Source organism: Kitasatospora azatica KCTC 9699, from assembly GCF_000744785.1.
Classification (GTDB): domain Bacteria; phylum Actinomycetota; class Actinomycetes; order Streptomycetales; family Streptomycetaceae; genus Kitasatospora; species Kitasatospora azatica.
This window is the reverse complement of the sequence record NZ_JQMO01000002.1, coordinates 1,414,710-1,439,036: the sequence shown is the minus strand read 5'-3', so window position 1 is coordinate 1,439,036 and position 24,327 is coordinate 1,414,710. Positions and strand designations below refer to the sequence as shown.

The 24,327-nt window shown below is 71.6% G+C and carries 23 protein-coding genes; 12 read left to right on the top strand and 11 right to left on the bottom strand.

Annotated elements, in window-relative coordinates; translation table 11 throughout:
• Positions 1-22: 22 nt before the first annotated feature.
• From BR98_RS06720 to BR98_RS06690, 7 genes are all read right to left on the bottom strand, one after another.
• Positions 23-1,693, bottom strand: coding sequence for an MFS transporter (locus tag BR98_RS06720; RefSeq protein WP_232247258.1), 1,671 nt, complete (start codon positions 1,691-1,693; stop codon positions 23-25).
• Positions 1,694-1,885: 192 nt separating this feature from the next.
• Positions 1,886-3,268, bottom strand: a complete 1,383-nt coding sequence (locus BR98_RS06715; RefSeq protein ID WP_035841093.1) for an 8-oxoguanine deaminase — start codon at positions 3,266-3,268, stop codon at positions 1,886-1,888.
• A gap of 188 nt (positions 3,269-3,456) precedes the next feature.
• Complete coding sequence (gene pucL, locus BR98_RS06710) at positions 3,457-4,377, bottom strand: factor-independent urate hydroxylase (RefSeq protein ID WP_035843295.1); 921 nt, start codon at positions 4,375-4,377, stop codon at positions 3,457-3,459.
• 17 nt (positions 4,378-4,394) lie between these two features.
• On the bottom strand, positions 4,395-4,730 hold the full coding sequence (uraH, locus tag BR98_RS06705; protein ID WP_035841091.1) for a hydroxyisourate hydrolase: 336 nt from the start codon (positions 4,728-4,730) through the stop codon (positions 4,395-4,397).
• Positions 4,731-4,787: 57 nt separating this feature from the next.
• Positions 4,788-5,318: a 2-oxo-4-hydroxy-4-carboxy-5-ureidoimidazoline decarboxylase gene (gene uraD, locus BR98_RS06700; protein WP_051969376.1), complete on the bottom strand. Its 531-nt coding sequence runs from the start codon at positions 5,316-5,318 to the stop codon at positions 4,788-4,790.
• A gap of 174 nt (positions 5,319-5,492) precedes the next feature.
• Positions 5,493-5,876 carry a helix-turn-helix domain-containing protein gene (locus BR98_RS06695; protein WP_035841088.1) on the bottom strand — a complete coding sequence of 128 codons (384 nt, stop codon included), beginning with the start codon at positions 5,874-5,876 and terminating at the stop codon, positions 5,493-5,495.
• Complete coding sequence (locus tag BR98_RS06690) at positions 5,873-6,154, bottom strand: thiamine-binding protein (RefSeq protein ID WP_407639421.1); 282 nt, start codon at positions 6,152-6,154, stop codon at positions 5,873-5,875. Before BR98_RS06690 ends, BR98_RS06695 begins: the two co-directional genes overlap by 4 nt.
• Positions 6,155-6,398: 244 nt before the next feature.
• Here BR98_RS06690 and BR98_RS06685 point away from each other — a divergent pair, with 244 nt between their 5' ends.
• The 7 genes from BR98_RS06685 to BR98_RS06655 all read left to right on the top strand — a co-directional run bounded on the left by BR98_RS06685 (position 6,399) and on the right by BR98_RS06655 (position 15,005).
• Positions 6,399-7,223: a hydroxypyruvate isomerase family protein gene (locus BR98_RS06685; RefSeq protein ID WP_035841085.1), complete on the top strand. Its 825-nt coding sequence runs from the start codon at positions 6,399-6,401 to the stop codon at positions 7,221-7,223.
• 37 nt (positions 7,224-7,260) lie between these two features.
• Positions 7,261-8,154: a 2-hydroxy-3-oxopropionate reductase gene (locus BR98_RS06680; RefSeq protein WP_035841083.1), complete on the top strand. Its 894-nt coding sequence runs from the start codon at positions 7,261-7,263 to the stop codon at positions 8,152-8,154.
• A gap of 358 nt (positions 8,155-8,512) precedes the next feature.
• Positions 8,513-9,658 (top strand): glycerate kinase, encoded by a 1,146-nt coding sequence (locus BR98_RS06675; RefSeq protein ID WP_035841081.1) that lies wholly within the window; start codon positions 8,513-8,515, stop codon positions 9,656-9,658.
• Positions 9,659-9,771: 113 nt separating this feature from the next.
• On the top strand, positions 9,772-11,124 hold the full coding sequence (gene allB / locus BR98_RS06670; RefSeq protein WP_035841079.1) for an allantoinase AllB: 1,353 nt from the start codon (positions 9,772-9,774) through the stop codon (positions 11,122-11,124).
• A gap of 48 nt (positions 11,125-11,172) precedes the next feature.
• A complete protein-coding gene (alc, locus tag BR98_RS06665) occupies positions 11,173-12,438 on the top strand; it encodes an allantoicase (protein WP_083976050.1) in 1,266 nt (421 codons plus the stop codon).
• A 93-nt stretch (positions 12,439-12,531) separates the two neighbouring features.
• Positions 12,532-13,992: a catalase gene (locus BR98_RS06660; protein ID WP_035841078.1), complete on the top strand. Its 1,461-nt coding sequence runs from the start codon at positions 12,532-12,534 to the stop codon at positions 13,990-13,992.
• Between the two features lie 233 nt (positions 13,993-14,225).
• Positions 14,226-15,005, top strand: a complete 780-nt coding sequence (locus tag BR98_RS06655) for an IclR family transcriptional regulator (RefSeq protein ID WP_051969375.1) — start codon at positions 14,226-14,228, stop codon at positions 15,003-15,005.
• Positions 15,006-15,080: 75 nt separating this feature from the next.
• On the opposite strand, the gene BR98_RS06650 is transcribed toward BR98_RS06655, so the two are convergent.
• Positions 15,081-16,145, bottom strand: coding sequence for a LuxR C-terminal-related transcriptional regulator (locus BR98_RS06650; RefSeq protein ID WP_035843282.1), 1,065 nt, complete (start codon positions 16,143-16,145; stop codon positions 15,081-15,083).
• Positions 16,146-16,155: 10 nt separating this feature from the next.
• A complete protein-coding gene (locus tag BR98_RS06645; protein WP_035841076.1) occupies positions 16,156-16,596 on the bottom strand; it encodes an ester cyclase in 441 nt (146 codons plus the stop codon).
• A 362-nt stretch (positions 16,597-16,958) separates the two neighbouring features.
• Between BR98_RS06645 and BR98_RS06640 the strand changes: the two genes are divergently transcribed.
• On the top strand, positions 16,959-17,705 hold the full coding sequence (locus BR98_RS06640) for a GNAT family N-acetyltransferase (protein ID WP_035841073.1): 747 nt from the start codon (positions 16,959-16,961) through the stop codon (positions 17,703-17,705).
• 125 nt (positions 17,706-17,830) lie between these two features.
• Here the strand turns inward: BR98_RS06640 and BR98_RS06635 are convergent, their stop codons facing one another.
• Positions 17,831-18,265: a CBS domain-containing protein gene (locus BR98_RS06635; protein WP_035841068.1), complete on the bottom strand. Its 435-nt coding sequence runs from the start codon at positions 18,263-18,265 to the stop codon at positions 17,831-17,833.
• Between the two features lie 197 nt (positions 18,266-18,462).
• Here BR98_RS06635 and BR98_RS06630 point away from each other — a divergent pair, with 197 nt between their 5' ends.
• Genes BR98_RS06630 through BR98_RS06615 form a run of 4 tightly spaced genes read left to right on the top strand, consistent with a single transcriptional unit; the run spans position 18,463 to position 23,137 of the window.
• Entirely contained in the window at positions 18,463-19,350 is an 888-nt protein-coding gene (locus tag BR98_RS06630; protein WP_035841065.1) for a metal-dependent hydrolase, read from the top strand.
• 19 nt (positions 19,351-19,369) lie between these two features.
• The gene (locus BR98_RS06625; RefSeq protein WP_083976048.1) at positions 19,370-20,557 is read left to right on the top strand and encodes a PDR/VanB family oxidoreductase; all 1,188 of its coding nucleotides are present in this window, start codon (positions 19,370-19,372) and stop codon (positions 20,555-20,557) included.
• 4 nt (positions 20,558-20,561) lie between these two features.
• A complete protein-coding gene (locus tag BR98_RS06620) occupies positions 20,562-21,398 on the top strand; it encodes a M24 family metallopeptidase (protein ID WP_035841064.1) in 837 nt (278 codons plus the stop codon).
• A complete protein-coding gene (locus tag BR98_RS06615; RefSeq protein WP_051969374.1) occupies positions 21,395-23,137 on the top strand; it encodes an SDR family oxidoreductase in 1,743 nt (580 codons plus the stop codon). The genes BR98_RS06620 and BR98_RS06615 overlap by 4 nt, the downstream gene beginning before the upstream one ends.
• Here the strand turns inward: BR98_RS06615 and BR98_RS06610 are convergent.
• On the bottom strand, positions 23,093-24,325 hold the full coding sequence (locus tag BR98_RS06610; protein ID WP_063774713.1) for a globin domain-containing protein: 1,233 nt from the start codon (positions 24,323-24,325) through the stop codon (positions 23,093-23,095). The genes BR98_RS06615 and BR98_RS06610 overlap by 45 nt on opposite strands.
• Positions 24,326-24,327 lie beyond the last annotated feature (2 nt).

The window sequence follows — 24,327 nt, the reverse complement described above, 5'->3', positions numbered from 1 at the left end:
GGCCTTCGCCGTCCTGCCGGTGCTACCGGGGCTCACGCCCGATGGCCTTCACCACCGGGCAGGGGTTGCCGCGGGTGAAGGCGTAGCGGCCGGTGATGGTGTAGGTGCCGGGAGCCGGGGCGTAGAGCACCGTCCAGTCGCCGGACTCCGCCAGGCAGCCGTCATTGGTGCTGGTGGCGCCCTGGATGCCGAGCCACGGGGACCAGGGCAGCAGCAGCCGCACCAGGCCCGCCGAGGGCACCTGCACGGTCAGCGCAGCCGGCCCGGCCTGGCTGACCACGGCGGGCGGGTCGGCCAGCGGGCTCGCGTCGGTGACCCGGTAGAGCCGCCAGCTGCCGTGCTGCCAGACCGGCGCCAGCCACGGCTGACCGGCGCCCACCAGTGCGGCCTCGTCCACCGCCGCATCGTCCGGCCTGTCGGTGGACAGGGCCACGTAGCCCACCCCCCAGCGCAGCAGCCAGGCGTGGTAGTCGACGGCGGACAGCTGGTCGGTGTAGAAGAGCGGGTTGCGGGTGACGTCCGCCTGCCGGTTCCAGCCGCGCGCCAGGTCGACGTAGGGCGCCACCCCGCTGGCCTCCCAGTGCGAGGCCAGCGGCACCACCTCGACCCGGCCGCGGTCGGCACCCACCCGGTGCAGCTCGTCGATCAGCGCCTTGCCGTCCCGGGCCGGTGCCGAGACCGGGACGGTCACCACCAGGTCGCCGGCGGTGCGGCCGGCCAGCCAGACGGCCACCGCCAGGAAGCCCGCCGAGACGGCCAACGCCCGGCCCCGGGCCGGCCGGCTCTCCAGCAGCACGGCGAGCAGCACGGTGCCGGCGAAGAGCAGGCTGAGCCGCTCCACATTGCTGCCGACCGGGGAGGGGATCAGCCAGACCAGCACCACCCCGAGCGCGTAGACCACCGCCCCGCGCCGCAGCGCCGCCCAGCCGACCGGGGCCAGCCAGGCCGCCGCCAACGCGGCCGCCACCACCGGCGCGGCGGTCCACCAGTCGAACGGCTGCTGGCCCTTGAACGGGAAGAGCAGCGCGGTGCCGGCCACCACCACGATCGGTGACACCGCCAGCGGATAGCTGTCCCGCCGACGGCCGGTCAGGAAGAGCGCGGCGGCCGCCACTTCGAGGAAGAGCCCGACCACCGGACTGCCCATGGTGGCCAGCGCCGCCAGCACGACCAGCAGGGTGCGCCGGAAGCGGGGCCCGGGACAGGTGAAGGCCAGCACGGCGGCGGCGAGCCCGAAGGCCACGCCGATCGCGAAGGTCACCCGTCCTGACGCGACGTCACACCAGAGGGCGAACGCCGTCCACAGCGCCGGCGCCATCGGGCGGCGCAGTCCGGAGCGGATCAGCAGGGTGGCGGCCAGCGCGGCGGAGACCGTGCCGGCCAGCACCCCGGTGGTGCGGACCCCGAGCAGGCCCATCAGATAGGGCGAGAGCACGCTGTACGAGGCGGTGTGCATGCCGCCGTACCAGGACAGGTTGTAGGCCGATTCGGGGTGCTGGCGGGCGAACTCGGTCCAGGCGTACTGGGCCGCCAGATCGCCCGCGTCATTGGCCAGCGCCAGCGCCCAGATCACGTGCAGCAGCCCGGCCAGCACAGTGGCGGCGAGCACCGGGTGACGCCGCGCCCGCCGCAGCGTCCTACGCAGTACGGCGGGCGGTCGGGCAGCGGGGATCGCCGACCCCACGGTGGTCATATGGTCTCTTTCGGCGCATGATGGACGATTCCTGGTCAGCCGTAACCTACGGTGCCCCGCCTGACGGTACGCCACAGCCCCGGACCCTCGCCGTGGGTCCGGGGCTGCAGTCCGGTCGCCGCCTGTTGGCAGCGGCCGGAGTCCGGGTCACGCACCGTCCCTGGGCGGCCCGGAGTTCATGGTGAGGAAGGGTCAGGCGCGGGAGGCCAGCTCCTTGGCGGCGCGGGCGCAGGCCAGCGCGATCTGGTCCTCGTTCACGGTGGTCAGGGTGTCCTTCTCGACCACGGCGTTGCCGTTGACGAAGAGCACCGACAGCGGGGGCAGCGCGCCCAGGGCCAGGGCGGCCACCGGGTCGGCGATCGAGGAGTGCATGATGCCGTCGACCTTCCACAGCGCCAGGTCGGCGAGCTTGCCCACCTCGATCGAGCCGATCTCGTTCTGCCGGCCCAGCACCCGGGCGCCGCCCATGGTGCCCAGGCGCAGCGCGCTGCGCGCGGTGAGCGCGTCGGGGCGGCCGTGCAGACGGTTGATCAGCAGGGCGTTGCGCAGCTCGGTGCCCAGCTCGCCGGACTCGTTGGAGGCGGTGCCGTCCACGCCCAGGCCGACCGGCACGCCGGCCTTCAGCATGTCCGGCACCCGGGCGATGCCGGCGGCCAGACGGGCGTTGGAGGAGGGGCAGTGCGCCACGCCGGTGCCGGTCTCGGCGAACTTGGCGATGTCGGAGTCGTTCATGTGGACGCAGTGCGCCATCCAGACGTCCTCGCCCAGCCAGCCGGTGGACTCGAAGTAGTCGGTCGGGCCCATGCCGAACAGCTCCTTGCAGAACTGCTCCTCCTCGGCCGTCTCGGAGCCGTGGGTGTGCAGCCGGACGCCCTTGCGGCGGGCCAGCACGGCGGCCTCGCGCATCAGTTCGGTGGAGACCGAGAAGGGCGAGCAGGGCGCGATCGCGACGTGCAGCATCGAGCCGAAGGAGGCGTCGTGCCACTTGTCCACGGCCGCCTCGGAGGCGATCAGGATGTCCTCGGTCTTCTCCACCGCGTGGTCCGGCGGCAGGCCGCCGTCCTTCTTGCTGCGGTCCATCGAGCCGCGCAGCGCGGTGAAGCGCATGCCGAGCGACTGGACGGCCTCGATCGAGGCGCCGAGGATGTCGCCGCCGCCCTGCGGGAAGACGTAGTGGTGGTCGCTGGCGGTGGTACAGCCGGACTTGAGCAGCGCGGCGGCCGAGCCGAGGCTGGCGGCGTGCACCAGCTTGTCGTCGATCCGGGCCCAGGTCGGGTAGAGCGCGACCAGCCAGTCGAAGAGGATGTTGTCCTGGGCCAGGCCCCGGGTGATCCACTGGTAGAAGTGGTGGTGGGTGTTGACCAGACCCGGGGTGATCAGGTGGCCCTCGCCGTTGATCCGGCGCACCACGTTGTCCAGCCACTGCGGAGCCGGGCCGTCGCCGACCGACTCGATCACATTGCCCTTGATCACGACGTGGCCGCGGGCGTACTCGGTGTCGTTGGCGTCGACCGTGGCGATCGCGACGTTCTCGATCACGATCCGCTGGTCGGCGGGCGGGGGCTGGACTGCCATGGTGACTCCTAGGGAGTGGGGGAGGGCTGAGCGCGTGGACCCGCGCGAGCTGAGGGCGCGTCGGGGAGGCTGGGTGACGGGCCGTCAGCCCGCGCGGGGTCCGGCTAGGGTGTCACCGCCGTCAGCGGTACTGCGGTCCCGAGGGCGGGACGGCGGAGTGAGAATCCCTCGGGTGGCGGTGCCTCGGATCAGGCGACCGGGATGACCGGGACGACGCCCTCGCGGTGCACGGTGCCCTCGATCAGGCCGTACATCCGGTCGGCGGCGTAGTACACCTCATTCTCGTTCTTCAGGTCGAAGGGCGAGAGGTCGACCAGGAAGTGGTGCTTGTTCGGCAGCTCCAGGCGGACCTCGTCCACCTCGGCGCGGTTGTTCAGCACCCGGGTGCCCATCGCGTGCAGCGTCTGCTGCAGCGAGTAGGAGTAGGTCTCAGCGAAGGCCTCCAGCATGTGGCGGCGCACGTGCTGGTAGGAGCGGTTCCAGTTCGGCTGGGCCTCGCCGTCGCGGCCGCTGAAGGAGTACTTCCAGCGGGCCGTCACCTGGGTGGCCAGGATCCGGTCGTAGGCCTCCTGCAGGGTGGTGTACCGGTCCTTGATGTAGCCCCAGAACTCGGAGTTGGTCGTGTTCATCACGATCAGGTCCTTGAGGCCGGAGATCACCTGGACGGTCTCACCGTCGTAGACCACCTCGCAGGTGCGCACCTCGCCGCCGTTGCGGACGAAGGAGTGGCCGACCTCCTCGGAGCCGATGAAGCGCGAGGTGTTGTCCGGGGTCTTGATCCGGTCCCAGACGTACTCCTCGATCCGGATCCGGGCGCTGTGCACCACGCCGCGCTCGGTGTTGTCGACGAAGTGGCGGGCCAGCAGGATGCCGAAGGCCTCCGCCGACTCGATGCCGTACTCCTTCGCGAAGGCGTAGACGGTGTTCTTGGTGGTGTCGGTGGGCAGGCAGTTGGCGTTCGAACCGGTGAGGTGAACGTCCTCGAACTCGCCCTGGAGCGAGACCGAGACGTTCAGGTCCTTGATCTCGTGACGGGTGCTGTCACGGTAGACCCGGACGATCCGGTTCTCCGCCTTGCCGTACTGGTTCTGACCGAGCACGTGGGCCATCATCGGCTCCTTGCTGTCTAGCTTCCGCGGTAGACGGAATATCCGAAGGGGTTCAGCAGCAGCGGCACGTGGTAGTGGTGCTGCGCGGGCGCGACCGTGAAGACGATCGAGACCTCGGGGAAGAACGGCGTCTCGTCCGACTTCTGCGCGTAGTAGGCGGCGGTGTCGAACGTGAGCCGGACGACCGAGCCCGCCTCCACGGCCGGCAGGTCCTTGGCCCGGCCGTCGGAGTCCGTGGCGGAGGTGCCGAGCACCGTCCAGCCACCCTCGGTGTTCAATGCGAGCTCGACCGGGACGCCCTCGGCCGGGCGGCCGAGGCTGGTGTCGAGCACGTGCGTGGAGATGCCAGTCATGGCGTGAATGACCTTACTGGTGGCAGGGGGTGACTGTCCGTCAGGTCAACGATCCGGTCAGTGGGCCGGCTCGTCCAGCAGACGGTTGAGACGAATGTCGTTGATCTTGCGCAGTTCGCCTCGGACGATCTCGGCCTCGGTGGCCGCGTCGTTGGGGAAGCGTTCGCGCAGCGCGGCGAGCATGGTCTCCGCGGTGCGGCCGGTGGCGCAGATCAGGAAGACGTGGCCGAACTTCGCCTCGTAGGCGGCGTTGGCCTGCTGCAGGTCGTCCAGGAGCGCTTGGTCCACTCCTTGGATGCCGGCCTGCTCGCGCTCGGAGGTGGCGTCGCCCGCCTTGGGCTTGCCGATCCGGGCGTGGCCGGCCATCGCATCGCCCAGGTCGGCGGTGCTGAGCCCGGCCATCGCGGCCGCGTTGGCGGCCAGCAGGGACTCGCGGTCCGACCAGGGGCGGGCGGCCGCCACGGCGGCGGCCCAGCTGGGGCTGGAGCAGACCTCGAGGAGGGTCTTCGCCAGTTCGGCGGCGGGTGCCGCCGCCAGCGCCGCGAGGGCGCCGGCTGCGTCAACTGACGCGTGGGGGTGGTTGGTCACGGGTGGACCTCCTGAAGAGTGGTGCCACCCGCACAAGCTAGATCCACCACCCCCGGCCGTCAACACTTTGTTGAAGCCTTGGTGGTTACGTTTCGAACCGCCGGAGATGTCCGGCCGGTTTCGTGTGCGATCCGCCAAGTGTGTCCGGATCCACGCTCGGCAAGACTGGCCTGGTCAGCCGGTCTTCGGCTCCTCGATCTGCCGGTTGAGGTAGTTGTACACCGTGAACCGGCTGACGCCCAGGGCGGACGCGACGGTCTCCACTCCGTGTCGGACGGTGAAGGCGCCGCGCTCCTCCAGAAGGGCGACGACGCGCTGCTTCTCCAGTCGGTCCAGCTCGCTGAGCGGCCGGCCGTCGAACTGGCGGGTCATCTCGGCCAGCAGGCGGTCGAGCGCACTGCTCAGGTGGGGCAGCCGGATGGCGACAGCCGGCTCGCCCTCCCACTCCAGGACCACGTCGTCCGGCTTCGCCTCGCCGACCGCGAGCGGGGTCGCGCCGACGGCGTCGAGCAGCGGCTTTATCGCCAGGGTGAGCGGGTGCTCCAGGGCATCGGTCACTGCGAACCCACTCCTTCGGGGGTCTCAGGGTCCGCAGAGCTCTCCGGGACCACGCTGACCTGGACCGAGATCCGGCTGGCGCCGGCGTCCAGGGTGTCGTGCAGCAGTCGGGTGACTGCCGCGAGGACCTGCTCGGCCTCGCCCTCGGCGCTGGTGCCGAACGGGCCGACCGAGACGGCCAGGCCCGCTTCGTCCACCACCCGGCGGGCGGCCACCGCATGGTCCGGGAAGCTGACCAGCTCGAACGGTTCTGTCGTGAACTCCACCATCAATCGCACGCGCTCACTGTAGCGAGGCACTGGTCGGCGGGGGAGGTCCAACGGCTGCACCTTTCAACAGAATGTTGTTCAACAAACTGTTGCAGGACGCTTGACAGTCCCTCGGGTCGGCATGGCAAGCTTCCACCAAGCAGAATCCCTCTTCCGCATCATGGAATTGCGATGAGGGGAGCCTCCCGGCCGAAGGCTGGGGGAGAAGAAGTGAAAGGTGAGGGACGTGACAGCCGCTTCCGAGTACGCGTCTTTGCAGGGACGCGCCACGATCAACCTGTCGATCCTGTTCAGCGAGCTGCCGCTGCTGGAGCGCCCGGCCGCCGCGGCCGCCGCGGGCTTCACCGCCGCCGAGCTCTGGTGGCCGTTCGGCACCCAGACCACCCCGGCCGAGGCCGAGCTGGACGCGCTGCGCAAGGCCTTCACCGACGCCGGTGTCCGGCTGACCGGCCTCAACTTCCTCGACGACCTGTCGGTGGGCGCCAAGGGCACCGCCTCCGTCCCGGCCGAGCGCGAGCGCTTCCGCGAGAACATCGCGGTGGCCGCAGAGCTTGCCGCTTCGCTCGGCGCCGGCGCGCTGAACGCCATCTACGGCAACCGGGTCGAGGGCGTGGACCCGGCCGAGCAGGACGCGCTGGCCCTGGAGAACCTCGTGCTGGCCGCCCGGGCCGCCCACTCGATCGGCGCGGTCCTGCTGATCGAGGCGCTCAACCGCAACGACGCCCCCGACTACCCGCTGCACACCGCGGCCGCCGCCGTCGAGGTGGTGGACAAGGTCAACGCCGCCACCGGTCTCGGCAACGCCAAGTTCCTCTGCGACTTCTACCACCTGGCGGTCAACGGCGAGGACCTGAACGCCGTCATCGACACCTACGCCGACCGGATCGGCCACGTGCAGATCGCCGACAACCCGGGCCGCAACGAGCCCGGCACCGGCGAACTCGACCTGGCCGCCCTGCTGGAGCGCGTCACCGCCGCCGGCTACACCGGCCCGGTCGGCCTGGAGTACAAGCCCTCCACCGGCGTCAGCGCCGACAGCTTCGAGTGGCTGCCGCGCACGCTGCGCGCCAACCAGTAATCCCCTCCCCACTTCTTCACGTAAGGAACGCGACGCGATGAGCGCCTCCCGCAAGATCGCCTTCATCGGCCTCGGCATCATGGGCAGCCCGATGGCCGCCAACCTGGTCAAGGCCGGCCACCACGTCACCGGTTTCAACCTCGAGCAGTCCGCGATCGACGCCCTGGTGGCGGCCGGCGGCCACGGTGCGATTAGCATCGCGGACGCGGTGAAGGACGCCGAGGTCGTCATCACCATGGTCCCGGCCGACCCGCACGTCGAGGCCGTCATCCTCGGTGAGGGCGGTGTGCTGGAGAACGTCAAGGCCGGCACCCTGGTGATCGACATGTCCTCGATCACCCCGCAGACCTCGATCAAGGTCGAGGCGGCCGCCAAGGAGAAGGGCGTCCGCACCCTGGACGCCCCGGTCTCCGGTGGCGAGGCCGGCGCCATCGAGGCGGTGCTGTCGATCATGGTCGGTGGCGAGGCCGCCGACTTCGCCGAGGCCAAGCCGCTCTTCGACGCGCTGGGCACCACGGTCATCCACGTCGGCCCGGCCGGCGCCGGCCAGACCGTGAAGGCCGCCAACCAGCTGATCGTGGCCGTGAACATCCAGGTCGTGGCCGAGGCCGTGGTCTTCCTGGAGAACGCGGGCGTCGACCTGCCGGCCGCGCTGGACGTCCTCGCGGGCGGCCTGGCCGGTTCCACCGTGCTGAACCGCAAGAAGGCCAACATGGTCAACCGCGAGTTCGCCCCGGGCTTCCGGATCGACCTGCACCACAAGGACATGGGCATCGTGACCGCCGCCGCGCGCGCCGTCGAGGCCCCGCTGCCGGTCGGCTCGCTGGTCGCCCAGCTGGTCGCCTCGGCCCGCGCCAACGGTGACGGCTCGCTGGACCACTCGGCCCTGCTGCGCGGCGTCGAGCGCCTCGCCGGCCGCGAGGTCAAGTAACCCTCGGGGTTATCCAGACTCCTCCTGGTGGCGTGTACCTGTCCGGTCGTGCCCGCGTCACCAGGAGGACACTTTCGGCCGGCAGCGGGGTTGGTGCTCATCCTCCCGCTGCTGGTCGTGCCAACCGGCGGCGCGCGTGCTTCGGTCGCACGCAGGCGCCGCCCGGTCCCCTCCCCGCCGAGGGGAGCCTCCCGTACGTCGGAAGCGGGACGGGAGGAACGGCGGGGAGGGGACCGCACCCCTCGGGTGGCGACGCCCTCGAGCGGCGACGCCCTTGAGCTGCGACGCCATTGAGTTGCGACGCGTCGCACCATTGAGTGAAGCACCATCAGTTCGACTCGGAAGTGAGGCCCGCACTATGCCCGCCACCCCCACTCAGGGCCATGTGGTCGTAGCTCCCGACAAGTTCAAGGGCACCCTGGAGGGTGCCGAGGTGGCCGCCCGGCTGGCCGCGGGAATCCGTCGGGTCGTCCCCGGCGTCGAGGTCCGCGAGCTGCCGGTGGCCGACGGCGGCGAGGGCACCCTGGCCGCCGCGCTGGCGGCCGGCTTCACCCGGATCCCGGCCAAGGTGGCCGGACCGACCGGGCTGCCGGTGGACGCCGCGATCGCCGTCAAGGGCGACACCGCCGTGGTCGAGCTCGCCCAGGCCTCCGGCCTGGCCCGGCTACCCGGCGGACGCACCGCCCCGCTCGGGGCCGGCTCCTACGGGGTCGGGCAGCTGATCGGACGGGCCGTCAGCCTGGGCGCCAAGCGCGTCGTGCTGGGCCTGGGCGGCAGCGCCTGCACCGACGGCGGCGCGGGCATGGTCCAGGCGCTCGGCGCCGGCCTCTACGACGGCGAGGGCATCGAGCTCCCGCCCGGCGGTGCGGCCCTGCGCCGGCTGCACCGCTTCGACCCGGGCTCGCTCGCGGACGGGCTCGGCGGGGTCGAGATCGTGGTCGCCTGCGATGTGGACAACCCGCTGCTCGGTCCGCGGGGGGCCACTGCGGTGTACGGCCCGCAGAAGGGTGCCGATGCCGAGGACCTGCTGGTCCTGGAGGCCGGCCTGACCCGCTGGGCCGACGTGGTGCGCGAGAGCACCGGCGTGGACTTCCGCGATGCCCCCGGCGCCGGGGCCGCGGGTGGGGTGGGATTCGGCGCCCTGGCCCTGTTGGGGGCCACTATGCGACCCGGCATCGAGCTGCTGCTCGAACTGCTGGGTTTCGACGAGGCCGTGCGTGGGGCACGCCTTGTCGTCACCGGTGAGGGATGCCTTGACGCGCAGACGTTGCACGGCAAGGCCCCCGCCGGAGTTGCTGCGGCGGCCACCGGGGCGGGGGTTCCGGTGGCCGCTGTGGCAGGTCGGTTGGAGTTGTCCGAGGACGAGTGGCGCGGGGCCGGTTTCGCCGCCGCGTACGCGCTCACCGACCTCGCCGAGCAGCCCGGCGACAGCCTCACCAAGGCTGCGGAGCTGGCCGAGGTGGCGGGCGAGACGCTCGCCCGGGACCTGCTCGTTGCCTCCTGATTGCCGCTTGGTTAATCGTATCTTCCTACATTGACGTTTTGTTGAAGGCGGGCCTAGGCTCCGAGCCACCCCCACCGCAAGCAGCTCAACCCGCAACCGTCCGGAGGTCCTTGATGCAGCAGTCGACCGCGGTGATCCGTTCCCGTCGCGTGGTTCTCCCCGACGGTGAGCGCCCCGCCGACGTGCTGGTCCGGGACGGGAAGATCGAGCAGATCGCCGCCCACGGCTCGCTGCTGGTCGGCGACTCCCAGCTGACCGACCTCGGCGAGGTCGCGTTGCTGCCCGGCCTGGTCGACACCCACGTGCACGTCAACGAGCCCGGCCGGACCGAGTGGGAGGGCTTCGCGACCGCCACCCGGGCCGCCGCCGCCGGCGGCGTCACCACCATCATCGACATGCCGCTCAACTCCATCCCGCCCACCACCACGGTGGCCGGGCTGGCGGCCAAGCGGAAGATCGCCGAGGGACAGGCCTGGGTCGACCTCGGGTTCTGGGGCGGCGCGATCCCCGGCAACACCGGCGACCTGGAGCCGCTGCACCAGGCCGGTGTCTTCGGCTTCAAGAGCTTCCTGGCGCCCTCCGGCGTGGACGAGTTCCCGCACGTCGAGCAGGCCGACCTGGAGGCCGCGCTCACCGAGCAGGCCCGGATCGGCGCGCTGGCGATCATCCACGCCGAGGACCCGGCGGTGCTCGGCGCCGCCCCGCAGGTGCCCGGCGTGCACTACCGCGACTTCCTGAACTCCCGGCCCGACGACGCCGAGGCCGCCGCCGTGGCCCGGCTGCTGGACACCGCCCGGCGCACCGGCGCCCGGGTGCACATCCTGCACGTCTCCTCGGCCGCCGTGCTGCCGCTGCTGGCCCAGGCCCGCGCCGACGGCGTCCGGGTCACTGCGGAAACGTGCCCGCACTACCTGACGCTGGCCGCCGAGGAGGTGCCGGACGGCGACACCGCCTTCAAGTGCTGCCCGCCGATCCGCGACGAGTCCAACCGCGACAAGCTCTGGGCGGCGCTGGCCAACGGCGAGTTCATCGGTGTCGTCTCCGACCACTCGCCGTCCACCCCCGACCTGAAGCTGCTGCAGAAGTACGGTGGCAGCGGCGACTTCGCGGCGGCCTGGGGCGGCATCGCCTCGCTGCAGCTGGGTCTGCCGGCGATCTGGACCGAGGCCCGCAAGCGCGGCCACTCGCTGGCCGACGTGGTCCGCTGGATGGCGAGCGGGCCGGCCTCGCTGGTCGGCCTGGACGGCACCAAGGGCGCCATCGCGGTCGGCCACGACGCCGACCTGGTGGCCTTCGACCCCGACGGCGAGTTCGCCGTCGACCCGGCCGGCCTGCACCACCGCAACCCGGTCACCCCCTACGCGGGCAAGACCCTGACCGGCGCCGTCAAGGCCACCTGGCTGCGCGGCCGGGTGGTGGACGTCAACGCCGAGCCCTTCGGGCAGCAGATTCTTCGGCACAGCTGATTCTTCGGCACCCGCTGATTTCACGAACGCGCTGAGGAGCGACGAGACATGAGTGACAGTCAGACCCCGGCCGCTCCTTTCACCGAGCTGGTCAACCTCGCCTCCCGGCTGCTCGGCGCCGGAGTGGTGGCCACCAACGAGGACACCTTCGCGGACGCGGAGAACCTGCTGGTCGCCAAGCCGGCCGAGTTCCGGCCGCACACCTTCGGCCACAAGGGCCAGATCATGGACGGCTGGGAGAGCAAGCGCCGCCGCGGCGTCAGCGCCGACCAGCCGCACCCGACCGACGAGGACCACGACTGGGCGATCGTCCGGCTCGGCGTGGCCGGCCGGGTGCACGGGGTGATCGTGGACACCGCGCACTTCACCGGCAACTACCCCGAGACCGCCTCCGTCCAGGCGGCCTCGATAGCCGGCCACCCCTCGGTCGAGGAGCTGGACGCCGCGCAGTGGACCGACCTGGTGCCGCGCACCGCGCTGCAGGGCAACACCGCCCACGAGTTCGAGGTCACCGACCGGACCCGGTACACGCACATCCGGCTGAACATCTGGCCGGACGGCGGTGTGGCCCGGCTGCGGGTGCACGGCGAGGTGCTGCCCGACCCGCGCGACCTGGACGGCCTCACCTTCGACCTGGCCGCGCAGGAGTTCGGCGGCGTGGCCGAGGCGGCCTCGGACCGGTACTTCTCCTCCCCGCACAACCTGAACGCTCCCGGTCGCGCCTCCGTCATGGGCGAGGGCTGGGAGACCCGGCGTCGGCGCGACAAGGCCAACGACTGGGTACAGATCGCCCTGGCCGGGGGCGGGGAGGTCCTTGCCGTCGAGGTGGACACGAGCCACTTCGTCGCCAACGCTCCCGGCTGGGCCGACCTGGTGGGGTACGACGCGTCCAACGGGTCCGACCCCGCCGCCGATGCTGACGGCTGGTTCGAGATCCTGCCGCGCACCCGGCTGCAGCCGGACACCCGGCACCGGCTCCGGCTCGACGTGGGCCGCCCGGTGACCCACGTGCGGATCAACGTCTACCCGGACGGCGGGCTGGCCCGGCTGCGACTGGTCGGCAAGCTCACCGAGAGCGGCCGCGCTGCGCTGGCGCTGCGCTGGTTCAACGCGCTGCCGCCAGCCGAGGCCGGCCAGGCGCTCAGCGAGGCCGGGCTGACCGGTGCCGAGGCGATCACCCTGGCGGCGGCCCGTCCGCTGGCCACCCCCGCCGAGGTCACCGCGGCCACGGCGGCCCTGCAGCCGGCCGACGGTCCCGACGGCACCGAGACCTCGCGTCGTACCGCCGCGCTCTGGCGTCTGCTGGGCGTCTGACCTTCCCTTTGCCCTTTGCAAAGTTTGCATGCCTGCGGTTCCGGCTTTGCAATCTTTGCAAACCCGCACACTCGTACCTGAAGGACCCCTCCCATGTCCAAGATCCTGACCACTGAGTCCGGCGCCCCGATCGCCGACAACCAGAACTCGGCCTCGGCCGGCGAGTACGGCCCGCTGCTCATCCAGGACCAGCAGCTGCTGGAGAAGCTGGCCCGCTTCAACCGCGAGCGCATCCCGGAGCGCGTGGTGCACGCCCGCGGCTCCGGCGCCTACGGCTACTTCGAGGTGACCGACGAGGTCTCCCGGTACACCCGCGCCGACTTCCTCTCCGAGATCGGCAAGCGCACCGAGGTCTTCCTGCGCTTCTCCACCGTGGCCGGCAACCTGGGCTCGAGCGACGCGGTGCGCGACCCGCGCGGCTTCGCGCTGAAGTTCTACACCGCCGAGGGCAACTACGACCTGGTCGGCAACAACACCCCGGTCTTCTTCATCAAGGACCCGCTGAAGTTCCCCGACTTCATCCACTCGCAGAAGCGCGACCCGTACACCGGCATCCAGGAAGCCGACAACGTCTGGGACTTCTGGGCGCACTCGCCCGCATCGACGCACCAGATCACCTGGCTCTTCGGTGACCGCGGCATCCCGGCCTCCTACCGCCACATGAACGGCTACGGCTCGCACACCTACCAGTGGGTCAACGAGTCCGGCGAGGCCTTCTGGGTCAAGTACCACTTCAAGACCAACCAGGGCGTCCGCTCGCTGGACGGCTCGCAGGCCGCCGAGGTGGTGGGCGGCGACGCCGACAGCCACCAGCGCGACCTGCACCAGGCGATCGAGCGCGGCGTCTTCCCGTCCTGGACCCTCTACGTCCAGCTGATGCCGGTGGCCGAGGCGGCCGACTACCGCTTCAACCCGTTCGACCTCACCAAGGTGTGGCCGCACGCCGACTACCCGCTGGTCAAGGTCGGCCGCCTGGTGCTCAACAAGAACCCGGAGAACGTCTTCGGCGAGGTCGAGCAGTCAGCCTTCTCGCCGAACAACTTCGTGCCCGGCATCGGCCCGTCGCCCGACAAGATGCTCCAGGGCCGGCTGTTCGCCTACGCGGACGCCCAGCGCTACCGCCTCGGTGTGAACCACACCCAGCTGCCGGTGAACGCCCCGCGCGCCACCGAGGCCGACAACTACGGCCGTGACGGCTACAACGCGCTCAACAAGGCCGGCCGCGGCAAGAACTACGAGCCCAACTCGTACGACGGCCCCGCCCAGACCGACCGCGCGCTGGCCGCCCCCGTCGCCCTGAACGGCCACACCGGCACCTACACCACGCCGGCCCACACCAAGGACGACGACTTCTTCCAGGCCGGCGAGCTCTACCGCCTGATGTCGGACGGCGAGAAGGCGCGCCTGATCGACAACATCGCCGGCTTCCTGGCCCAGGTGACCCGCGACGACATCGTCGAGAAGAACCTGGCCCACTTCCACGCCGCCGACGAGGAGTACGGCAGCCGGCTTTCCGCCGCCGTGGCCAAGCTCCGCTCCGCCGACGAGAACTGAGCTCTCCTGACGCTCTGAGTGCTTTCTGACCCACCCTCAGATGAGCTCCTCCCCCCGGGCAGTGGGGGAGGAGCTCATCGTCATTCCCGGCGGTCCACGCTCGACTGGCATATGCCACTCGGCCAATACCCGTCAGCGGCGCGAATATCCGCCAACCTACGCGTCGCAGGACCCCTCGGCGGATACTCTGAACGGTGGTGGCGAGTTTCCGAGCGCAGCGGAAGGAGAGGCCCATGCCGGCACACGGTCGGGGTCGTCAGGTCACGCTGGACCAGGGGGAATCGGGCCCGCACGTCTCGCTGCGCCGTGCGCTGCGCCTGCTGGAGGCAGCCGATCGCCACCCGTACGGCGTGACCCTCGCGGACCTGGTCCGCGACACCTCGCTACCCGAGCCGGTGGTGCGTGAGCTGGTCGGACTGCTCTGCACCGAGGGGTACCTGCAGTTCGCCGACGGAGGCTGGATCCTCGGCGGCACCTTCGCGATGCTCGGCCAGTCCAACCGCGAGCAGCTGATCCGGATCCGGCTCGAGCACAAACTCGCCGAACTCCGCGACGAACTCGGCGCCGCCGTCTACTTCAGCCGCTACTACGACGGCGAACTGCGGGTCGAGGCGGTGGCCGCCGGCGAGCACGCGCCGGCCGTCTACGAATGGGTCGACTTCAAGGCCACCGCGCACGCCAGTGCCATCGGCAAATGCCTGCTCAGCCAGCTCGACCACGACGGTCGCCTCGACCACCTCTCCCGCCACCCGATCGCGCGCCTCACCTCCCGCACCATCACCGACGCCGAGCAGCTGATGCACCGCCTCGAACGCCAGCCCGCCACCGTCCCGGTCCTCGACCTCCAGGAGTACGCCCTCGGCACGGTCTGCGCCGCCGTCCCGGTGACCGCCGGCTCCACGGTCGGCTGCCTGGCCATGTCGCTCCCGGCCGACAACGCCCACCGCCTGCGCGCGGCAGCCGAGTTGCTGGCGGAGCGGGCAGCGCCGCTGATGCTGGCGATGGCGGTCTAGAGCCCGTCCGGCGATCGACTGCGGCGCCCGGCTCGGCGGTTGGACCGGCGCGCGGCCGGCGCCGGCGAGCCGCCTTCAGGACCCGGCCAGGTCTGCGAGCACCGCGGCGACGAGTTCGCGCCGGCTGCGGACGCCGAACTTGTCGAAGACGGCGGTCAGGTGCTCCTGCACGGTATTGGCGGAGATGTGGAGCTCCTCGACCAGCTCACGGGTCGAGCGTCCCCGGATGACCAGGGCCGCGACCCGGGTCTGCGCCTGCGTGAGCCCGTGCGCGCTGAGCAGCACGGCACCGAGCTCCGCCGGTCGGGCCGGTTCCACCACCACCCCGATCTGCGAGTCCAGCCGGGTGGTGTGCAGCGCGATCCACTGCCCGGAGCGGCCGCGGATCCGGACGGTCGACGGCACCGGGCCGGCCGCCACCGCGTGAACGGCGACCGGGAGCGGGTCGGCACCTCGCTGGTCGGCAGTTCCTTGGTCCGTGTCGGGGAACCGGTCCGTGTCGGGGAAGTCGGCGAGCCACTGCTCGGCTTCGGGGCTCATCGAGACGAGTCGCAGGTCGGCGTCGAGCAGGATCAGCCCCACGCCGCCAGGGCGGGGGCCGGCGCCCGCAGGCGGTGCGGCGGTTACCGCTCGGCGCAGTCCGGCCGCCAGATGCGGGGCGATCCGCCGTACCAGAGCGAGCTCCTCGGCGGTGAAGCCGGCGGACGAGTCCTCCCGGTGCAGGCACAGCACGCCCCAGCAGTGGTGGCCGGTGACCAGCGCGGCGCGCAGCTCGTCGCCGAGGCCGAGCGGGGCCATGATCTCCCGGTAGCGGGCACTGGCCGACCGCTCTCCCCGGGCGGCCCGGTCCAGCGAGGCGACCGGATCCGCTGCCCGGGCGAGTGCGGAGAACTTGTTGACGTCCGTCCGCCCGAACTCGTTGTCGAGGAACAGCGCGGTCGCCGGGCCCAGGGGGTCCTCGGCGGCGGCCGAGGTGAACAGCAGGGTCACCGGGTCGACGGTGGCGAAGAACGCCGCGTCGGCCGGTACCACCCGCCGCAGCCGGCCCAGCGCCTCGGTGCGCAGCGCGGCAGGATCCAGTGCGCCCCGGCACCGCTGCTCGATGTCGGCGAGCCGGCGTTCCACTGCCGCACCTGCCACGGACACGACGCTACTCCTGCTCCGGGGCGAGCCCGAGCTGGCGCAGGAAGCCCAGCTCGTCGAGCCGGCCCCAGCGTTCGACGATGCGGCCGTCCCGGACCCGGAAGATGTTGATCCCGCGCAGTGTGACGGTGCGCCCGGTGGGCGGCACCCCCAGCAGCTCGCCGCGCTGGGTACCGGTGGCGCTGAAGTGTTCCGCGACCAGGTCCTTCTCCGCGATCAGGAGATCGGGCATGGCGTGCCAGTCGGGGAAGGCGCCGCGGAACAGGGCGCCGGCCTGGCGCATCCCCTCGCGGGTGGTGTCGGCGCCGAACGGCGGATCGTGGTTGAGGAAGTCCTCGGCCAGGTAGTCGTCGACCGCCGTGAGGTCGCCCTTGGTGAACAGCGCGTCGATGAAGGCGCGCACGATCTCTCGGTTCTCTTCGATGCGGTTCTGCTCAATGGTGTCCATGGCCCCAGTCTTCGGCGCCACCCAGCCTCCTGGTACCCCAGAAAACTGGGGTCTTGCGCATTCCGGAGGCCCCGTCGTCCCTGCCCGGCACCCACGAACAATCCCGTTGCGCGCCTGCTGCCGGCCGTGGCAGGATCGGCGGCGCTATGCACCACGCATGCGCAGATGGCAAAGGAACGAAGTCCATGGTCTCGGCGTCCTTCAGCGGCCGCCGTCGGCACTGATCGGTCTGTTCTCACCGCAGAAGCGGATCCGAGCAGCGCCACGCTCTTCTCTCACGGCGGCCCCACGATGCGGTGCCTGACGCACCGTCGCCATCTCCGTTTACGGAGCAAGTCAGCTACGTGAGGCCAACATCACCCATGGACATCCAGGTCCAGAGCTTTGCCGTCGCCAACCTCCGCCGTCGTCCCCTGGTCACCGAGACCGGGCCCTTCGTCGCGGGATTCGACCCCAGCACCACCAGCCCCTACATCAACTACGCCACCCCGCTGCCCGGCGCCGAGCCGACCGGCCAGGACGTCGCAGCCCTGATCGAGGCGTTCCGCGAGCGAGGCCTCAAGCCCCGGCTCGAGTTCGCGCCGGAGGTGGCGCCCGCCGTGGCGCCCGCACTGCTCGCTGCGGGCTTCACCACCGAGGCGGTGCACGAGTACCTGGTGTGCACCCCGCAGACGCTGACGACGCCTCAGTTCACCGGTGTGGAAACTCCGTGCTCCGAGCGGGACTACAGCTCGATCGACGCCGCCCTGGCCGAGGCCTTCGCCGGCGAGTTCACCTCCTCCCCGGAAGGTGCGGCCCGGCTGCGCCGCACCCAGGAGAGCGGCGGAGCGGTCCGCTTCGTCCGGGCCCCCGACGGCAGTTGCGCGGGTGGGGCGCTGTGCTCGGCTCCCGCCGAGGGCACCTCCGAGCTGGCCGGCGTGGGCACCCGCCCGGCCTTCCGCGGCCGGGGCATCGCCGCCGCGGTCACCGCCGCACTGACGGGGACCATGTTCGCCCTGGGGGCCCGGTCGGTCTGGCTGGAGTACTCGGGCGAGGGTTCGCGCCGCGTCTACGAACGCGTGGGCTTCCGACCCCAGGGCACTCGCCTGTACATGTCGCTCGAAGGGTAACGAGAACCAGGCGCAGGCAGGCGGGCCGGGATCCCGGTGAAGGGGTCCCGGCCCGCTCGCAGGTCCGCGTTCGGACCGTGGCGCGTCAGCGTGTCAGCGTGTCAGCGCATCGGCGCGTCAGTGCGTCAGTGCTTCACGAACATGCTGTCCATGAAGTGCATGATCTGCTGGTCCGTCACGCCCTTGGCCATCTTGTGGCCCATGGCGAGGTCCTTCTCGGTGATCATGCCGACCAGCTTCTCGTTGTCGATCACCGGCATCCGGCGGATCTGGTGCTGTTCCATCTTCTTGAGCACCGCGTCCATGTCGTCGTCGGCGCGCACGCAGTGCAGGTGACCGGCCAGGTCCATGGCGGTCATCGTGGCCGGGTCCTTGCCCTCGGCGATACATCGCGTGATGATGTCGCGCTCGGTGATGATGCCCTTGAGCTTCTTGTCGGGGCCGCAGATCGGGAGGGCGCCGACGCCCTTGTCCCGCATCATCTTCGCGGCCTCCATCAGGCTCTGGCCGCCTTCCACGCACTGGGCGCCGCTGTGCATGATGTCACGTGCTGTGATCACTGCTCTCTCCTTTCGGTGCCGGAGAGTACCGGCTTGTTCACGTTAGGTGCGGCGTGCGGTGCTCGCGACTGGAGTGCCATCGGATGGAGGACTATTAGACTCGCTGTCGATAAGAACGGTCCAAACCCTTGTGGCCAGGGGTACTCGCCAGTAGTTTGAAGTGCTGCCGCCACCCCCGCAGGTCAGGAGGGTTCCCCATGCCCAGAACCGCCCCCGAGGTGCACGCCGACCTCGTGCTGGAGCCCCGCGACGTGAAGTTCGACTGGAGTCGGCTGCCGTTGCACTGGATTCCGGACGAGCCGTTCGCCACCCACACCATCAACGTCCTGCACCTGCTGCTGCCCGAGGGCGAGCGCTGGTTCGTCGAGCTGTTCAAGCAGGCGCTGCCGCTGATCCGGGACGAGCAGCTGCGCGAGGAGGTGCTCGGCTTCATCGGCCAGGAGTCGATCCACGCCGAGGCGCACCAGGAGGTGCTCGACCACCTGCTCGCCCAGGGGCTCGACCCGCGCCCGTACGTGCGTCAGATCGCCTGGCTGTTCCAGCGGGTGCTGGGCGACAAGCCCGGCCTGAGCCCGCGTCGGCGGCGGGAGAACATCATCGAGCGGGTCGCCTTCGTCGCGGCCATCGAGCACTTCACCGCCTTCCTGGGAAACTGGGCGCTCAACTCGCCCGCACTGGACCGGGCCGGGGCCGACCCGACGATGCTGGACCTGCTGCGCTGGCACGGCGCCGAGGAGGTCGAGCACCGCAGCGTCGCCTTCGACCTGCTGGTCCACCTGGACCCGGGGTACTTCCGCCGGGTGCGCGGCATGATGGTGTCCGGCCCGCTGCTGGTGCACCTGTGGGTGCGCGGGGTGCGCTTCCTGCTGGCGGCCGACCCCAGTCTGGACGGGCGGATCCAGCCGAGTTGGAAGCAGGCCTGGCAGGTCGCCCAGCGCGGCATGCTGCCCGACCCGGTCCAGTCGGTCCGCTCGGGCCTGCGCTACCTCAAGCGCGGCTACCACCCGACCCAGGAGGGGTCCAGCGCCCAGGCCCTCGGCTACCTGGCCGGCTCGCCCGCCGCCCGCGCCGCCGGCGCCCACTGAACCGCCGGAGACGCACCCGATGACACCCCCGAACCCCCGGATCGACAAGCGCGGCCAGGCCACCGAACCAGCGCCCACCGCCGCCTTCGGCCGCACCAGCCGGCACGACCTGGAGAGCCCGCCGCCGGACCTCTACGGTCGCGGCCACCAGGACCGCTTCATGCGGTTCATGACCCGCTTCAGCGATCTCTACACCCCCGTCATGGGCGGCCCGCTGCTGCGCCGCAACCCCCGCAGGCCGGAACCGCGCGGCCGCACCCCGCTGGCCCTGGTGGTCGCCGCGCACCGGCAGGTCGCCGAGGACGTGGTGGAGCTGCAGCTGGCCGACCCGGCCGGGGACCGGCTGCCCGCCTGGCAGCCCGGCGCCCACCTGCGGCTGCTGCTGCCCTCGGGCCGGGAGCGCCACTACTCGCTCTGCGGCGACCCGGCCGACCGCCACCGCTACCGGATCGCGGTGCGCCGGATCGAGGGCGGGGGCGGCGGCTCGGTGGAGATCCACGACGACCTGCACGTCGGCACCCGGCTGACGGTCCGCCGGCCGCGCAACGGCTTCGCCTTCTGCGGCGAGCCGAGCGTCCTGCTGCTGGCCGGCGGCATCGGCGTCACTCCGCTGCTGCCGATCGCCCGAGAGGCCCAACGCCGGGGACTGGACTGGCACTTGGTGTACGCCGGGCGCACCGCCGCCGCGATGCCCTTCACCAGGGAGCTGACGGCGCTGGCAGCCATGGGAGTCCCCCCGGCCGGAGGCCGGGGGAGGGTCACCCTGCTGACCGGACGGATCCCCACCGGCGCGGAGCTGCTGGCCCGGGCCACCCCCGGCACCGCCGTCTACTGCTGCGGCCCGACCCCCATGCTGGCCGCCGTCCAGGGCGCGTTCGACGCCTCGCCCGCCACCGCGCTGCACTTCGAGCGGTTCGGCGCCGCCCCGATCCTGGACGGCCGCCCGTTCTCGATCCGGCTCGGTGCCGACGGCGAGACCCTGCCGGTCCCGGCCGACCGCTCCGCCCTCGACGTGCTGCGCGAGGCCAGGCCCGACCTGCCGTACTCCTGCCACCAGGGATTCTGCGGCACCTGCAAGGTCCAGCTGCTGGCCGGCACCCCCGAGCACCGCGACCGCCGCCTCACCGCCGAGGAACGCGCGGACGGCGCCCTGCTGCCCTGCGTCTCCCGGGCGGCCGAGGGCGAAACCCTGGTCCTGGAGGTCTGAACAGATGCCCGGCTTCGACTACTCCACCCAGGACCTCGGCCGCTTCCGCGAGGTCCAACAGCTCGCCTACCACTGCGCCGAACAGGTCGCGGCCTGGATCGAACCGGGGGTGACCGAGCGACAGGCCACCGCCAAGCTGCGGCACTGCCTGGTGGCCGAGGGCGTCGACGACTTCTTCCACGTGCCGTTCGCCTGGTTCGGCGACCGCACCGCCTTCCGGCACTTCCACACCCCGCTGCAGTTCTTCGCGGGCAAGCGGGTGCTCGAGGAGGGCATGCCGTACGTGCTGGACTGCGCGCCGGTGGTGGACGGCTACACGGCCGACATCGGCTACGGCGGCAAGGTCGGCGAGAACGCCGTCTGGGACCGGCTGGCGCTGGACCTCAAGGTCTACCGGGAGCTGATCCTGCGCGAGGTCAAGGCCCGCAAGCCGCTGAACGAGGTCTACGCCGCCGTGGACGCGCAGATCGCCGCGCACGGCTACGACAACCGCCACCAGGTCTACCCGGGCCGGGTGATCGGCCATCAGGTGACCCGCAACACCAGCCGGGCCCCGGCCGGCGTCAACCTATTCGGCTTCGGACTGCGCACCCTGCAGACCCTGGGCCGAGAGCTGATCAGCGAGCGCCTGCACGGCCGCTCCCCGCTCTGGGCCGACGGCCGCTCCTCCCGGCACGCGCCGACCCCCGGCCTGTGGGCGGTCGAACCGCACATCGGCCTGCGCGAAACGGGTATCAAGTTCGAGGAACTGCTGGTGGTCACCGAGGACGATGCCTACTGGCTGGACGACGACCTGCCGCACGTGCGGCGCTGGACCACGCTTGCGGAGGCCGCCCGATGAGCACCACCGAACCACGCGACACCGCCGTGCCCCGGCGCCGCTTCGTGCACTCGGCCGGCGTCGAACTCGCCGTCTTCGAGCAGGGTGACCCCACCGCGCCGACCGTGCTGCTGGTGCACGGCTACCCCGACACCCACCGGGTCTGGGACGACGTGGCCGCCGAGCTCGCCGCCGACCACCACGTGGTCCGCTACGACGTGCGCGGGGCCGGCGAGTCCGGCGCGCCGGACAGCCGCGACGGGTACCGGCTCGAACTGCTGGCCAACGACCTGTTCGCGGTGGCCGACGCCGTCAGCCCCGACCGGCCGGTGCACGTGGTCGCACACGACTGGGGTTCGCTGCAGTCCTGGGAGGCGGTCACCGAACCCGGCGCCGAGCGCCGACTCGCCTCGTACACCACGATGTCCGGGCCCTGCCTGGACCACCTGGGCTACTGGATCCGCCACCGGCTGCGCCGCCCCCACCCCCGCCACCTGCGCCAACTCCTGGTCCAGGGCGCGCACTCCTGGTACATCACCGTCTTCCACCTGCCCGTCCTGGCGCCGGCGACCTGGAAGTTCGGCCTGGCCAGGGCCTGGCCGCGGGTGCTGCGCGACCTGGAGGCGGTCCGGCCGCGACCCGACCACCCGCAGTCGACATTGCGTCAGGACGCGGTGCGCGGGATCGAGTTGTACCGCGCCAACATGCGTCCGACGCTGCGCAACCCGCGCGAGCGGCCGACCCTGGTCCCGGTGCAGCTGATCACGCTGCGGCGCGACCACTACGTCAACCCGTTCCTCTCCGAGGGCCTGGAGCGCTGGGTGCCGGACCTGACCCGGCGCGAGCTCAACGCGACCCACTGGTCGGCGCTGCTGGAGCAGGGGCCGGCGGTGGCCGCGATGGTCCGCGAGTTCACCGCCCGGATCGAGGGCGGCGCGGAACCGAAACGGGCCACCGGCCCGTTGGTGGTGATCACCGGAGCCGGCAGCGGGATCGGCCGGGCCACCGCGCTGGCCTTCGCCGAGCAGCGGGCCACCGTGGTGGTCTGCGACCTCGACCTGCCGGCCGCCGAGCGGACCGCCGAACTGGTCACCCTGCTCGGCGGCGCGGGCCACGCCTACCAGGTGGACGTCAGTGACGGACCGGGCATGGACGCCTTCGCGCAGACCGTCGCGGCCGCCCACGGGGTGCCGGACGTGCTGGTCAACAACGCCGGGATCGGCCACTCGGGGACCTTCCTGCAGACCACCGAGAAGGAGTGGCAGCGGGTCCTGGACGTCAACCTCTGGGGCGTGATCCACGGTTGCCGCGCCTTCGGCTCGCTGATGGCCGAGCGCGGGCAGGGCGGGCACATCGTCAACCTGGCCTCGGCGGCCGCCTACCTGCCGTCCAAGGTGCTGGCCGCCTACGCCACCAGCAAGGCCGCGGTGCTGATGCTCTCCGACTGCCTGCGGGCCGAACTCGCCTCCAGCGGCATCGGGGTGAGCGCGATCTGCCCGGGCATCGTGAACACCAACATCACCCGCACCTCCACCTTCTCCGGTCTGGACGCCGCCGAACAGGCCGCCAAGCAGGCCCGGGTCTCCAAGATGTACGCCCGCCGCGGCTTCCCGCCGGAGAAGGTCGCCGCCGAGATCGTCAAGGCGGTGCGGACCGGAAAGCCGGTGGTCCCGGTCACCGTGGAGGCCAAGGCGGCCCGCCTGCTCGGCCGCCTGTCACCGGGGCTGCTGCGGCTCGCCGCCCGCTTCAACCCGGGGTGAGCCGGTCGGCGGTGTGCCGGCCGGAGTCCCGGAGGAGTCCAACAGGCCCGAGGTGATGTCCAGTTCCGCCGGCGTGGTGTTCAGGTCGTAGTGCAGCCGCTCGGCGGGGACGCCCTCGCGGTGGAAGCGCTCGACCATGCTGACCACCATGTCGTCGGGGCCGGCCACGAAGACCTCGTGCTCGTTCCAGTGGCCCTGGGCGGGCACCACCTCGGGCAGCCGCCCCTGGACGCCCTGGAAGCCGATCTCCTCGGAGACCACCGGGACCAGCAGCAGGCGCGGGAAGACGCTGGAGAGCTGGTGCAGGCTCTGCAGGTCGTAGAAGTCGCTCTCCCGCCGGACACCCACGAACAGGTGCAGGGTGAGCGGGCGGTGGCGCGCGATCATCTCCTCCACCAGCGCCTTGATCGGGGCCAGTCCGGTGCCGCCGGCCACGCAGACCACCCGGCGGGCCGGACGCTCGGGCAGCGTCATGCTGCCGCGTCCGGGGCCGAGCCGGACCACGTCGCCGACCTGGGTGTGGTGGACCAGGGTGTTGCTCACCCAGCCGGCCGGCACGGCGCGCACGTGCAGGGTCAACAGGCCGTCGCGGCGCGGCGCGTTGGCGATCGAGTAGGGGCGCCAGACCCGCGGCCAGCGGGCGGTCTCCACGGTGGTGTACTGGCCGGCCCGGTAGGGGAAGGGCGCGTCGGGGCGCAGGGTCAGCACGGCCAGGTCGGGGCGGCGCTGCTCGTGGCCGACCACCTCGGCCAGCCAGCTGGGCGGGGTCAGGTCGGCCTCGGCGTCGGCGGCCCCGCTCATCGCGGCGGCGATCTGGCCGTAGGCCTCGGTCCAGGCCCGCTCGACGGCGGGGGTCCAGGCCTCGCCCGCGAACCGGCTGAGGGTGGCGAGCAGCGCGGCGCCGACCGCGTCGTAGTGCTCGGCGCGCACCCCGTACTTGCGGTGGTCGCGGCCCAACTGCTGGAGGAAGGTGGTCAGTTCCTCCGGCCGGTCGAGCATCCGGACAGCGCCGGCCAGGGCCCGGAAGAGCCGGTCGCGCTGCATGTCCATCGCGGGCGGGAAGAGCTCGCGGACCTGTGGGTTGTTCAGGAAGAGCGTCGCGTAGAAGTGGCCGGTGAGCTTGTCCCCGTGCTGCTGGACGAGGGCGAAGCTGGACCGGATCAGGGTCAGGTTGTCAGTCTCAGTCATGG

What these genes read in the sequence shown, in the direction of transcription:
- BR98_RS06680 (WP_035841083.1), top strand. Translation starts at nt 7,261, where the DNA reads ATGAGCGCCTCCCGCAAGATCGCCTTCATCGGCCTCGGCATCATGGGC.
- BR98_RS06610 (WP_063774713.1), bottom strand. Translation starts at nt 24,325, where the DNA reads ATGACTGAGACTGACAACCTGACCCTGATCCGGTCCAGCTTCGCCCTC.
- alc (WP_083976050.1), top strand. Translation starts at nt 11,173, where the DNA reads ATGAGTGACAGTCAGACCCCGGCCGCTCCTTTCACCGAGCTGGTCAAC.
- BR98_RS06715 (WP_035841093.1), bottom strand. Translation starts at nt 3,268, where the DNA reads ATGGCAGTCCAGCCCCCGCCCGCCGACCAGCGGATCGTGATCGAGAAC.
- BR98_RS06620 (WP_035841064.1), top strand. Translation starts at nt 20,562, where the DNA reads ATGCCCGGCTTCGACTACTCCACCCAGGACCTCGGCCGCTTCCGCGAG.
- BR98_RS06660 (WP_035841078.1), top strand. Translation starts at nt 12,532, where the DNA reads ATGTCCAAGATCCTGACCACTGAGTCCGGCGCCCCGATCGCCGACAAC.
- BR98_RS06630 (WP_035841065.1), top strand. Translation starts at nt 18,463, where the DNA reads ATGCCCAGAACCGCCCCCGAGGTGCACGCCGACCTCGTGCTGGAGCCC.
- BR98_RS06655 (WP_051969375.1), top strand. Translation starts at nt 14,226, where the DNA reads ATGCCGGCACACGGTCGGGGTCGTCAGGTCACGCTGGACCAGGGGGAA.
- BR98_RS06675 (WP_035841081.1), top strand. Translation starts at nt 8,513, where the DNA reads ATGCCCGCCACCCCCACTCAGGGCCATGTGGTCGTAGCTCCCGACAAG.
- BR98_RS06645 (WP_035841076.1), bottom strand. Translation starts at nt 16,596, where the DNA reads ATGGACACCATTGAGCAGAACCGCATCGAAGAGAACCGAGAGATCGTG.
- BR98_RS06640 (WP_035841073.1), top strand. Translation starts at nt 16,959, where the DNA reads ATGGACATCCAGGTCCAGAGCTTTGCCGTCGCCAACCTCCGCCGTCGT.
- allB (WP_035841079.1), top strand. Translation starts at nt 9,772, where the DNA reads ATGCAGCAGTCGACCGCGGTGATCCGTTCCCGTCGCGTGGTTCTCCCC.
- BR98_RS06625 (WP_083976048.1), top strand. Translation starts at nt 19,370, where the DNA reads ATGACACCCCCGAACCCCCGGATCGACAAGCGCGGCCAGGCCACCGAA.
- uraH (WP_035841091.1), bottom strand. Translation starts at nt 4,730, where the DNA reads ATGACTGGCATCTCCACGCACGTGCTCGACACCAGCCTCGGCCGCCCG.
- BR98_RS06720 (WP_232247258.1), bottom strand. Translation starts at nt 1,693, where the DNA reads ATGACCACCGTGGGGTCGGCGATCCCCGCTGCCCGACCGCCCGCCGTA.
- BR98_RS06615 (WP_051969374.1), top strand. Translation starts at nt 21,395, where the DNA reads ATGAGCACCACCGAACCACGCGACACCGCCGTGCCCCGGCGCCGCTTC.
- pucL (WP_035843295.1), bottom strand. Translation starts at nt 4,377, where the DNA reads ATGGCCCACGTGCTCGGTCAGAACCAGTACGGCAAGGCGGAGAACCGG.